At 40.2% G+C, this 12,460-nt stretch carries 8 protein-coding genes and 1 pseudogene; 4 read left to right on the forward strand and 5 right to left on the reverse strand.

Translation table 11 applies throughout. The annotated features are described in order from the left end of the window. Nucleotides 1-72: 72 nt before the first annotated feature. Both CFY87_RS08595 and CFY87_RS08600 read left to right on the forward strand, forming a co-directional pair. Nucleotides 73-828: a hypothetical protein gene (locus CFY87_RS08595; protein ID WP_094946780.1), complete on the forward strand. Its 756-nt coding sequence runs from the start codon at nucleotides 73-75 to the stop codon at nucleotides 826-828. Nucleotides 829-894: 66 nt separating this feature from the next. Next, a complete protein-coding gene (locus tag CFY87_RS08600; protein WP_094946781.1) occupies nucleotides 895-1,755 on the forward strand; it encodes a YadA-like family protein in 861 nt (286 codons plus the stop codon). 326 nt (nucleotides 1,756-2,081) lie between these two features. On the opposite strand, the gene acrB is transcribed toward CFY87_RS08600, so the two are convergent. The 5 genes from acrB to priA all read right to left on the reverse strand — a co-directional run bounded on the left by acrB (nucleotide 2,082) and on the right by priA (nucleotide 10,201). Further along, nucleotides 2,082-5,180: a multidrug efflux RND transporter permease subunit AcrB gene (acrB, locus tag CFY87_RS08605; protein WP_094946782.1), complete on the reverse strand. Its 3,099-nt coding sequence runs from the start codon at nucleotides 5,178-5,180 to the stop codon at nucleotides 2,082-2,084. 17 nt (nucleotides 5,181-5,197) lie between these two features. Then, nucleotides 5,198-6,397: an efflux RND transporter periplasmic adaptor subunit gene (locus tag CFY87_RS08610; protein WP_094946783.1), complete on the reverse strand. Its 1,200-nt coding sequence runs from the start codon at nucleotides 6,395-6,397 to the stop codon at nucleotides 5,198-5,200. Nucleotides 6,398-6,424: 27 nt separating this feature from the next. Continuing rightward, complete coding sequence (locus tag CFY87_RS08615) at nucleotides 6,425-7,003, reverse strand: TetR/AcrR family transcriptional regulator (protein WP_236757402.1); 579 nt, start codon at nucleotides 7,001-7,003, stop codon at nucleotides 6,425-6,427. Nucleotides 7,004-7,147: 144 nt separating this feature from the next. Then, nucleotides 7,148-7,840, reverse strand: coding sequence for a cell division protein FtsN (gene ftsN, locus CFY87_RS08620; protein ID WP_094946784.1), 693 nt, complete (start codon nucleotides 7,838-7,840; stop codon nucleotides 7,148-7,150). Nucleotides 7,841-7,996: 156 nt separating this feature from the next. Then, entirely contained in the window at nucleotides 7,997-10,201 is a 2,205-nt protein-coding gene (gene priA / locus CFY87_RS08625) for a primosomal protein N' (RefSeq protein WP_094946785.1), read from the reverse strand. Between the two features lie 183 nt (nucleotides 10,202-10,384). Here priA and rpmE point away from each other — a divergent pair, with 183 nt between their 5' ends. Both rpmE and CFY87_RS11965 read left to right on the forward strand, forming a co-directional pair. Further along, nucleotides 10,385-10,597 (forward strand): 50S ribosomal protein L31, encoded by a 213-nt coding sequence (rpmE, locus tag CFY87_RS08630; protein WP_094946786.1) that lies wholly within the window; start codon nucleotides 10,385-10,387, stop codon nucleotides 10,595-10,597. A 233-nt stretch (nucleotides 10,598-10,830) separates the two neighbouring features. After that, a pseudogene (locus CFY87_RS11965) lies at nucleotides 10,831-12,452 on the forward strand (capsular polysaccharide synthesis protein). The last annotated feature ends 8 nt before the right edge of the window (nucleotides 12,453-12,460 follow it).

The following is a 12,460-nucleotide window of genomic DNA, read 5'->3' on the forward strand; positions in this document are numbered from 1 at the left end:
AAGATAAAAACCACGGATGGAAGCGGTTCTGTTGACAGTAAAGATTCGGCAAAGATAAATCCGAGGGATAAGGTGATTTATGCAAACGGTACAGGCACCACTGCGGAGGTTACTAATAAAGTAGAAGAAAAAGGAATAAAAGATACACTAACAGTGAAATTTAATGTTAACATCGGAAATTCTACGGTAGGTAATGATGGCAAAGCTAAACCAACAACTGACCAAGATAATAATAAAATTGCCATGTTAACCGATATTACCAAAACTATTAATGATACGTTTTGGAAAGTGACGTCCGGTACTGATGGCGGTAGCGAAGCGGAAGGGTCTCAAAAATCGGAGCAACAAATCAAAGCCGGTGATATGGTGAGCTTGAAAGCGGGTAAAAATTTAACCATTAAGAAAGATGGCGCTAATTTTACCTTTGCCTTAAGTGATGCGTTTAAAATTGATAATTTTAATGTAGGCGAAAAAGGGGCGGACGGTAAACCGGGTGAAGACGGTAAGATTAGCGTTGATGGTAAGGATGGTTCGTCAGTTGTGCTTAACGGGAAAGATGCTTCAATCGGATTGAACGGAAAAGACGGGGTGATGATTAAGAGCGCTGATGGTCCGGCGGGCTTGGACGGGAAAGCGGGTGAGTACAAAACTCGGATTGTGTATGAACGTAAAGATCCGAAAGATCCAAGCAAAACCATTACGGAAGAAGTGGCGACCTTGGAAGATGGTCAGCAATATTCTGCCGATAATTATGCGGAAAAAGATGATAACACCGTGATTAAGAAAAAACTAAATCAACGTCTTGAAATTAAAGGCGGTGGTCAATAACAATGGTAATTTCTTAACGCAAACCATTAACCCGGACCGATAAGCCTCAATCCAATTCAGGTTAAGGTGAATTTAGCGAATAAAACGCCAATGCAATTGGGAAATATTGCAGACGGTACAGCGGATAATGACGCGGTGAATGTAAGACAGCTTAAAGCAACAAAAACCGAGGTTGAATCCACGAGTGTTGTTATTAGCGAACGTCAGGGAGATAATAAACAGACGGTTTATACTCTATCTGTGGCAAAAACTGGCTTAACATTATCTGATGATAAGAGAACCGTTAGCGCAGATTTTGCGAGAAATCATTTTGCGAAGGGTGAAGACGTAGCGAAAGCGATTAATGCAACCGCAGCGGCAGCAAGAACAGAAGTTATTGGTGGAACCAATGTAAAAGTGAGAGCGGAAATCGGCGAAAAAGGACAAAACCGTTATACCTTGAGTGTCTCCGGTGATCTCACGGATATTCATTCTATTAGTAATGGCGATACGAAATTATCTTTAAGTAAAGATAATGAGGGGACCTCGGTTGTGAATGTGAATGGTGCGAGAGTGTCTAATGTTGCTGATGCAAGAGCGAACGGTGATGCGATTAATGCAAAACAACTGAAAAATGTAGTGAATGCTATCGGTGCCGGTATGGATAGATTATCACGTGATATTCATAATGTTGATAGCAACGCGAGAGCCGGTATTGCAGCAGCAGGGGCAATGGCTAACTTACCGCAGGTGTATTTACCGGGTAAAAGTGCGGTCGCTATGGCCGGCGCATATTATCGTGGGCAATCTGCTTATGCCTTGGGTTATTCCAGAACCTCAGATAATGGGAAATGGATTATCCGCGCTTCGGCAGCGAATAATAGCCAACAGGATGTGATGGTGGGGGCTGGCGCCAGCTATTTGGTAAGCTATAAAATGAAAGGGTAATTTTATCTGTACCCTAATTTTGGCTGACTGAATTTAAGGACTAAGTTCTGTATTGTGCGGAACTTAGTCCTTTTTGTTTACGTTGAATTTGATTATGCTCTAATCTATTGGTATCACTATAATTAAAATTGACTGTTCCGGAAATATGATGTGCGTTTTAATAGTTGAACATATTGATGAGTTAATATGTGACTTGATTGTTTTGAAGATAAAATGTGATCATTTGTTGGTTGAGTTATATTTAGTCAAAAAAATCTGCCCTTTAATCCGTTGGTTGTAGTTCAACTTTTAGGGGCAGATTAAATCAATCGCACTTTGGCTGATGTTTAATGACGTGAATCCGAGGTTAGCGGTTTTATACTTTCGTCAAATTCCGGTAGAGGCTTATGTTGGCTTGCGACATAAGAGTAGATGACCGGTAATACGAATAGAGTAAACAGGGTACCAATAGCCAGCCCGGAGATAATTACAATGCCGATACTAAAACGGGAAACCGCACCGGCGCCGGAGGCGTATAATAGCGGGATGAGACCGGCAATCATTGCGGCAGTGGTCATCAAAATCGGGCGTAAACGCACTTTGGCTGCTTCAATGATCGCATCAATACGATTTTTGCCATGCTTCAATTGTTCTTCTTTTGCTACTTCACACATTAAAATACCGTGTTTGGTAATGAGCCCTACGAGGGTAATTAACCCTACTTCGGAATAGATATTTAATGTTGTTCCCGTTACGCCGAAGAAGCTAAATAAATTCAAGGATAATAATGCTCCGCTAACCGCAAGCGGTACGGAAATCATGATGACAAAAGGATCTCGCATAGATTCAAATTGAATGGAGAGAACCAAGAAAATGATAATGACCGCTAAGATAAAGGTGATGACTAAGGCATTACCTTCTTGCTCCAATTGTCTTGCTTCGCCTTTAAAATCATATGAATAGCCTTGTGGTAACATTTCCGGTACTTTTTCTTTTATCCAATTCATTGCATCACCGATACTGCTGGTTGGCGCAGGAACCGCGCTTAATACCGCGGAGTTTAGTTGGTTAAATTTAGGCAAAGAATTAGGTTGAGTTTCTAATTTTATGCTAATTAAGCTACTAAGCGGGATTGATTTACCGTTGCTTGCAGTGACGTAATAATTTTTTAAACTTTCCGGAGAAAGGCGGTCATCACGTTTGACTTGAGAGATCACTTTGTATGCACGACCGTCAATATCTACCCGTGTTATGGTTGCCGCAGAAAGATAGCTGCCCAGGGTATCGCTAATTTGTTTCATTGTAACGCCATAAGTGGCGGCTTTTTCTTTATCTATCGTGATTTTCATTTGTGCGGTGTCAAATTTTAAATCTAACGAGTTGTACACAAATAAGCCTGATTTTTTCATTTCATTTAAGAATTTATCGGCAACTTTAGCTAATTCGCTGTAATCATTTGCGGTGGTAATGATAAACCCGATCGGGGTTCCTTGTTCACCGGTTTCAATTTCAGGGAATGCGAATCCGCTGATAGCAACTTCCGGAATCATTTTTGCTTTTTGGTTTAATTCTGCCATCACTTGGCTTTGGGTACGTTGTCGATCATTCCAATCTTTTAATGTGATGATATTTAAAGATTGGTTGGTATTTGGTATCCCGGAAATTACGAGCGAAAATTGTACTTCATCCGTTGCTTCCAAGATTTTTTCAAAACTATGCATGGCGTTCTGAATATAGTCGATATTTACATTAGACGGTGCTGTACCTATTGCTAAGAATGTCCCTTTATCTTCGGTTGGTGTTAATTCCGTTGAGAGGGATTTAAATAAAACCGGTAGGGTAGCAAAAATGACGAAGGCAAAGGCAATCATACATTTTCGGTTTGACATGACCAGACCTAAAATATATTCATAGGTGCGATTTACTTTACCTAATACAGATTCAATTTTTTGCTCTAATTTTGATGGTGAAGTATGTGCTTTTAATAGCTTGCTGGACATCATTGGCGAAAGCGTTAGCGCAACGATACCGGAAATAAAAACTGCACCTGCAAGCGTTAGCGCAAACTCTTTAAATAAGGAACCGGTAATGCCTTGCATTAATGCCATTGGTGAATACACCGCCATTAATGCTATTGTCATTGAGATAACCGGTACTGCAATTTCTCGGGTGCCGATAATTGCTGCACGAAATGGCGTTTCGCCTAATTTTATATGGCGGTCAACGTTTTCTAATACCACAATAGCATCATCAACCACTAATCCTATTGCGAGAACTAAAGCTAATAATGTCATTAGATTGATAGAAAAATCGAAGGCTTGTAACAACATGATTACGCCGATTAGCGAGATTGGAATTGTGATAATCGGGATGATAATTGCACGAAGTGAGCCGATAAATAAGGTAATAACAACCAATACGATAACTGTTGCTTCTAATATGGTTTTTACCACTTCATCAATGGAGCTATTAATCGCAACAGTTCTATCATACAATACTTCTGATTGCATACTGTCAGGCATATTTTTAACAATATTTTCATAGAGCGGTCGGATATTTTCTGCTACTGTCAGAGGGTTTGCTGATGAAATGGGTTCAATTGAAAGTACAACAGAATCCGCACCGTTTGCCACGCCACGACTATCATCACTTTCTTTATTTAACTCAATGGTTGCGATATCACGTAATCTGACAAGTTTGCCGTCTTGTGAATGTACAATGAGATTTTCTAATTGTGCAGCCGATTTAGTGGTCGTCTCCACTTTATTTTTATAGACGGTAAAGTAACCATTGTCGTTTCCGGCGGCTGTTTGTACGTTATTTGCCGATAATGCTGCCATGACTTGTGAGGCAGAGAGATTTTGCGACGCCATTTTTTGTGGATCCAACCAAATGCGTAACGCATATTGTGCAGCACCAAAGACCTCTACTTTAGCTACCCCTTCAACGGTAAAAAATTGTGGTTTTACTACCCTTTCAATGTAGTCGGTGACTTGGCTGGCATCTAATTTGTTGGAGCGGAAACTAATGTACATAATCCCTGATCCGCCTGTGGAGGAGAGTATTTTAGGATCGTCAATTCCTGATGGTAATTCGGAGCGAACGGAGTTGACTTTCGCTAATACGTCGGCTAACGCTGAATTAGGATCTGTATTTAATTTCATTTTTACCATGATTTTAGAAAAACCGGCTCGGCTGGAAGATGACATATAGTCAATATTATCCGCTTGAGCGATAGCGCTTTCTAATTTTGAGGTAACGAAAGCTTGAATGAGGCTGGCGTCTGCTCCGGCATAAGTTGTCGTAACATTAATGACGGTTGTTGTCATTTCGGGGTATTCACGTACAGCTAATTTCGAAATGGCTTGCAAGCCTAAAATAATAATAAGCAAGCTAAGTGAAATTGCGAGAACGGGACGTCGAATAAAGATATCTGTAAATTTCATTCAGTAAATCCTAAATATTAAAGATTTGTTTTTATCGTAGGTTCGGTTGTGCCGACACCTTGCTTGTCTGAAATAATAACAAGGCTGCCGTTACCGATATTTTGTTGACCGCCTGTTACAATAATATCGCCAATTTTAACATCATCACCTTTTAATTGAGCATAAATGCCTTGTCGGTCTTTGGTAAAGACGGTAATTTGTTTAGCACGATACATATTATCCAGATTTTTGTTTCCGGCAAATTTGGTTTTATCTTCAGCAGAAAGTGCGGTTAAAATGTAAGCGATTTCTCCATACATATTGTAGCTGATGGAGACTTGAGGCACGACAATTTGGTTTGTTTCCGGTTGTAAGGCGACTTGTAAGCGGGTGAACATACCGGATAATAATTTTTTACCTTCTTCCGGTTCAAACGTAGCTTGAAGATCAATCAATCCCGTAGAGGTATTAATCGCCGGTTCAATGGTTGTAATGGTGGCGGAAAAGCTTTCGCTCGGTAATGCGTCAGTCGTAGCGGTTACTTTTTGTCCAATATACAAGTTTTTTAGCTCATTTTGCGCAAGTGAAAAATCAACTTGCATCAAGCGGCGATCTTCAACTCTTACGATTTCAGTACCAACAGTGACATATTCACCAACATTGACTTTAACGATACCGGTTATTCCATCAAAAGGTGCGACGATTTGACGACGTTCAATTGTGGCTTTTAATGCGGCAATATTCGCCACTAACGCATCGTAATTTGATTTTGCATTATCCATTTCTTGGCGCGAAATGCTTTTTGTTTTATAAAGTGCTACATAGCGTTTATAGGTTTGGCTAACTGCCGGCAATTGTGCTTGTGCCGCCGCTAAATTCGCTTTTTCGACAGAATTGTCCAGGTCAATCAATAAATCCCCTTTGTTGACTTTTTGTCCTGATGTGACATATATATGAGCGACGACACCTGAAGTTTGAGCGCTTAACATTGCACCTTGTTTAGGGCGAACAAACCCGGTGGATTCGATCACCGGTGTCCACACTTGAGGGGTAATTTTCATTGCAGTAACGGGGCTGACAGGTTCGCCCATATTCGCTAACACTTTACTGATTTTAGCACTTTTATACATATTCAACCCGATAACAATGATAAAAATGATCACGATAAGGGCTAGCGTTCCTTTCATTAGGAAGGTATGGGAACGTTTTGCATTTTTTGGGTGAGTTTGAATACTCATAAATAAAGCTCCATGGTAAACAATAGATTATTTTTGAATTGAACGCCACGTGCGCTCAATGACATCTTCCAACATTTCATTTGATAATTCTTTTTTTAACAAGTGACAATTAGCGGAAAGTTTTATAGCGCTGCCCAAACCTAATAAAAAGAGGATGTGAGCGGGGAAATCACACAATACATCAGCTTGAATTGCCTCTTGACAAAAATTTGCCCAGTAACCTTCTTTTTCCCAGTTTTTGCAAAGTTGATGAAAATGAGGGAGCGATTGATATTGGTTTAAGTTAATGATAAATGTTGGGTTATCATTAAAAAAAGACCAAACATCCCACCACATTTTTTGATATTGCTCAAAATAACTACAGGAATTATTTTTCGCTTTTTTTAATACTTGGTCAAACCTTAGAAATAAATGGTATGCAAATTTTTCCAATAATTCATCTTTACTTTTAAAGTAAATATAAATCGTACCGGCAGAAATGTTCGCCTCTTTAGCAATTTTATGCATAGAAAGGTTGTGTAACCCTTCTTCCGCCATTAATCGTTCAATTGCTTTAAAAATATGCTCCGGCATTTCGCTTTCGCATTGAAGAGTGGGTGATTGCATAATAATCCTTGTCGTACCGATAAAATATATACACTGTATAAGAAAATGAACGTTCATTCATTTTAATAGACTTTTCATTTTTCGCAACCTTAAAATAAAAAAAGTGCGATCATTTTGACCGCACTTTAGGCTAATTTTCTCCGCTTACATTCCGATAACCACACAGGTTCCCACCGATTTCGCCTTATTTAATGCCGCATTGGTCGCACTTCTATCGCCGATTGGACCGACAACAACACGATTCCAATCGGTGCTACTGCTTACTCTGGCGTTAAATCCTGCCATGATCAAACGTGCCTGCATATTTTCTGCCTGCTCTCGATTTTTAAACGCACCGCACTGTAAACCGAATTTTTTGTCGTGATTTGATGGGGTGGCAGCTTTTTTTTCCGGCTCAGTTTTTTTCATTTCAGTGGTTTTGTTTTCTGCAGTTTGGGATTCTATTAGCGTGCTTTGCGTTGCCGGTTTACTTTCTACTACATTCACTTCAGCCGGTTTTACTGCTTCTGATTTACTGTCCGCTGTTTTACGTTCTTCGGCTTGTTTGGCTTTGGCTAATTCTGCTTGTTTTTGCTTTTCTTCCATTTCCAACAGGATTTTTTTCTGTTCTTCCGTCAAACGCATATTGTTTTCCAACGACTGCGAATGATTATCCACGGGCACGGTTCTGGTTTCCAGTGCTTTAATGTAGCTCCACACTTCTTCCGGCGGCGTTGGCAAAACGCTTTTCGGTTGCGACTTTTCCGTTTTCTCTACTGCAACTTGTACTTGTGGGGATTTTTCTTTTAAAAAATACAAACCGGCGGCAAAGCCTGCGACCACGCAAAGGGCAAGAATGAGTAATAACGATTTATTGGGGGCGGATTTTTTTTCTTTCCGCGAGGCGCATAATCACGTTTTGCCACGATATAACCTTTCTACTTTCTACGATTGATCGACAAATTCTTCAAAAAATACGCTTAATTCTACTGAAAAATAGAAAATTTTCCAGTTTTAACTGAGGTCCAAGGGATCTACGTCTAAAATCCACCGCACTTGAGCGGATTTGGGCAGATGTTGCAGTTGAATTTGATGCAAGAAATGCTGTAGTTTCATGCGTGATGGGTGTTGTAGCAACAATTGCCAACGATAAAACCCCGCTTTCTTACTAAATGGCGCAGGCAGCGGTCCTAAAATTTGCAGATCCGGATCTTGCGCCTGTTGACGTAGGGTATAAAAATCCTCAGCAATTTGTTGTAAAAACTGTTCGGCGTCTTCGGTTTTTTTGCTTTGCGCGTTAAATAACGCTTGCGCACTAAATGGCGGAAGACCGATTTGTTGCCTTAATTGTAAGGATTGGTCGGCAAAGGCGCCATAACCTTTGGTCAGCAAACAGCGTAGTAGCGGGTGGTCGGGATAGTGGGTTTGCAACACTGCTTCTCCTTGTTTTTCCGCGCGTCCTGCGCGACCGGCGACTTGAATATATAATTGGGCAAGGCGCTCTTCGGCGCGAAAATCCAAAGAAAACAAGGCGTTATCCACATTCAATAAGGCAACCAAGGTGACATTGGGGAAATGGTGACCTTTGGCTAACATTTGCGTACCGATTAAAATTTGGCTTTTACCTTGGCGAATATCCGCGAGATGTTGTTCAAGAGATCCTTTGCGCGCGGTACTGTCGCGATCAATGCGCGTCACCTTAAATTGCGGAAAGCGTGCGCTTAAGCTTTCTTCCAGTTGTTCCGTGCCGAGTCCTGTGGTGATTAAATGGGTTGAGCCGCAAGCGCCGCATTGCATTGGGATGGGTTTTTGCGACGCACAATGATGGCAGCGCAGTACGCGGTGTGATTGGTGATAGGTGTAGGGTTTATCACAATGTTGGCATTGGCAAATCCAACCGCATTCGTGGCACAATAATACTGGGGCAAAACCTCGTCGATTTAAAAACAGTAGCACTTGGTTACCACGCTGTAAATGTTCCTGCATCACATTAAGCAAGGCATCAGACAAGCCTTGTTGCAAGCGTTGCTGTTTTAAATCAATGACGCAATGGCGAAGTGCGGTGGCATTTCCTGCTCTTTGGGCTAATACTAGATGGCGATATTTACCGCGTTTTACATTATTTAAGCTCTCCAAACAGGGGGTTGCCGAGCCGAGAATAATTGGAATATTTAAGCGATTGGCGTACACCACCGCCAAATCGCGTGCATGGTAGCGCCAGCCTTCTTGTTGTTTAAAGGAGGGATCATGTTCTTCGTCGATAACAATTAAGCCTAGTTGTAAAAATGGCGTGAAAAGTGCCGATCTTGTGCCAATTACTATGGCACTTTGTCCCGATCTTGCCCGTTGCCACACTTGTAAGCGCTGCGTATCGTTTAAATTGGAATGCAGTACGTCAATGGCGACGTTAAAACGAGATTGAAAGCGTTGTACGGTTTGTGGCGTTAAGGCAATTTCCGGCACTAACACTAAAACTTGCTGATCTTTTTTCAGAATTTCTTCGATATATTGCAGATAGATTTCCGTTTTGCCTGAACCGGTAATACCATCCAACAACCAAGCGGCAAACCCTTCATGGAAGACCAATTGACTTATCACTAAGGTTTGCTGTTTATTGAGAGTTAAACGATTTTGTTGATTGACGATCGGACGAGCGGCAAGTTGTTGTTGCCAGCTTAATGGGCGTATTTCCTGCTCAATTTCTTCAACCCAACCTTTGCTTTTTAATGCCGACCAAATAGCGGAATTAAAAGCGTTGTTGCCTTTTTCTAAAGGGGTTTTCTTGAGAGATTGCAAGGCTTCTCGTTGTTTTATCGCTCGTTTAAGCGGATTTTCGGCTAAAGTTTGCGCGCCAAGTGCGGTTAATTTAAACAATGTTTTGCTTTTTTCGACCGCACTTTCGCCTTGGCGCAATTTAACGGGCAACGCTTGAAATAATACATCACCGAGCGGCGTTCGGTAATAATCTGCCGCCCAATGCAATAAGTGCCAAAGTGGGGCGGGAAAGATCGATTGTCTATCGAGGAGCGCGGTGAGCCTTTTTAATTGTTCTGTTGGCACTTCCGTTTGCGTCGGAAATCCTACCACAATGCCGACTTTGCTTTGTTTCCCGAAAGGTACCAAGACGCGACAGCCTAACTCCGGGGTTTGCTCCTGCGCCAAGAGATAATCAAAAAACTGAAACAAAGGAATCGCCAACGCGATACGAACAAGTTGCATATATCACCTAAGGAAAAAATTTGCCCCATTATAACGAAATTATCGCAAGGCTTGAATATTCCTTTTTTTGCGGTATAATTTGCCACCTTAAATGTAAAGGTTGCCAGCTATGGCGTAATATTAACGACACTCGGTGCCGAATTCAGTTTCGGAGAGCGGAGTGGCTTCAGATTGAGGTTTTCTATGAAACAAGGTATTCACCCGGAATATAAAGAAATTACTGCAACTTGTTCTTGCGGTAATGTGATCAAAACTCGCTCAACCGTGGGTAAAGATTTAAATTTGGACGTGTGCAGTAATTGCCACCCATTCTACACGGGTAAACAACGTGTTGTTGACACCGGCGGTCGTGTAGAGCGTTTCAACAAACGTTTCAGCATTCCAAGCAAAAAATAATTTGGATTTTTATCGGCAAAACCCTACAATTGTGGGGTTTTGTTTTATCTGAAAATCGGAATTGTTATGACAGAAACCTTGGTTCCTCTCTTTATTATCAATATGAAAACGTCAGTTGATAGAAAAGCCTTTATTCAACATCAATTTGACAGTTTAATGCAATCCCCCCCCTCACACACGTTGACTATCAGTTTTTTGAAGCGATAAACGGTAAAGAAAATCCGGATTTCCCTTTGTTTAAAAAACATAATGCGAAAAAACGTTTTGAACGCAAAGGTAGCGTTTCTACCTTGGGGCAATTAGGGTGTTTTGCGAGCCACTATTTATTATGGGAAAAATGTGTTGCGTTAAATGCACCGATTATAGTGTTGGAAGATGATGCCATTTTGCAGCAAAACTTTTTATCTGCTTACCAATTTCTTTGTCAGGGTGCCAACCAATTTGAATTTTTATGGCTTAGTCCGCCTTCTCCGGCAAAACGCAATCAGCCGGAAAAGCCGATTTATGCCATTCCTAATAGTGATAATTATGTGGCGCAATTTTATGGTCAGTGGAGCAATACCACCGGCTATTATTTAACACCCAAAGCGGCAAAAAAATTTTTATCCCAATCACAAGAATGGATTTTTGATGTGGATATTACCATGGAACGCTATTGGGAAAATAATGTTCCTTACTTGGCATTAAAACCGTTTTGTCTTGAACCGAATTTTGAATTGGAAAGTAATGTACCGATTGATAAAGGTCGCGCCAATCGCACCACCTTACTTATTCGCTTAAAAAGAGAATATTATAAGATTCAAGATAAAATTAAAAAACGTATTTTTGATTTGAGACATCGGTCAAGGTATGGAAAAAAGTTTGAACACCTTTTTTTAGTAGATTCCTTTTGGGATAAGCTGATAGCTACCTTAAATAAGAAATATCCATATCGCACGTTTTATCGAGGACTGGTTCCCAAATTTTTGCGTCACTTTTGGGAGCGAAAACTTGACCTGATAAAACAAGAGAAAATTGAACGCGCATGGGATGTGCTAATTGATAATTATCTATCTGGTTCTACGCCTACATTTAAACTTTCTGCTAAGCAAAATTTTCCCGATCAAAAAATCATTTGGCAATATTGGGGACAGCCCTGTGAATTTCATGAATTGCCGGAAACGGTGCAAATCTGTTTTAAATCTGCTGAGCGGTTTGCCGACGGTTATCGAATTATCCGTTTAAATGATAATAATATTGGGGAATATTTAGATTTACCGGATTTTGTGGCAGAAAAGCGCAAAAATCCAGCGTTTAAATATGCTTTTTTTGCTGATCTTTTACGCTTAGCGCTGTTGGATACTTATGGTGGTATATGGATGGATGCAACGATATTATTGACCGGAGAAATTCCGTATGAAATGCGAGATCAATCTTTTTTATGTTTCAACGGGATAAAAATTCAGAAAATAAAGTACTATGGTCGAAACCAAATCAATATTTTTCTTGGGCAGAGGAACATAAAATTAATTTTTTAAATAGTTTTATTTGTGCCAAACAAAATGATTTTGTTATCCATACTTTACTTAATCTATTACTGATTTTTTGGAAAACACAAAATAATATACCGCACTATTTCTTTTTTCAGATATTAATGAATACATTAATCAATCATTATTTCCCGGATAAACGAGGAATAGTTATTGATGATACCATTCCTCATTTGTTAGCAAAAAATATTAAAAATCGATTTGATCCTGAATTGTATGCGCAGATTACTGCTAAAACTGCAATTCATAAATTAACTTATACCAAAAAATATGCCTCTGATTCTTTTTTGGCCGCTTTAAAAGAGAATTATTTGAAGAATAAATAATGAGATAA

Origin of the sequence: Actinobacillus seminis (assembly GCF_002263215.1) — a bacterium.
Taxonomy (GTDB): Bacteria; Pseudomonadota; Gammaproteobacteria; order Enterobacterales; family Pasteurellaceae; genus Actinobacillus_B; species Actinobacillus_B seminis.

Coding starts and splice junctions, on each gene's coding strand:
- CFY87_RS08615 (WP_236757402.1), bottom strand. CDS start 7,003: ATGCAATCACCCACTCTTCAATGCGAAAGCGAAATGCCGGAGCATATT.
- CFY87_RS08610 (WP_094946783.1), bottom strand. CDS start 6,397: ATGAGTATTCAAACTCACCCAAAAAATGCAAAACGTTCCCATACCTTC.
- rpmE (WP_094946786.1), top strand. CDS start 10,385: ATGAAACAAGGTATTCACCCGGAATATAAAGAAATTACTGCAACTTGT.
- acrB (WP_094946782.1), bottom strand. CDS start 5,180: ATGAAATTTACAGATATCTTTATTCGACGTCCCGTTCTCGCAATTTCA.
- priA (WP_094946785.1), bottom strand. CDS start 10,201: ATGCAACTTGTTCGTATCGCGTTGGCGATTCCTTTGTTTCAGTTTTTT.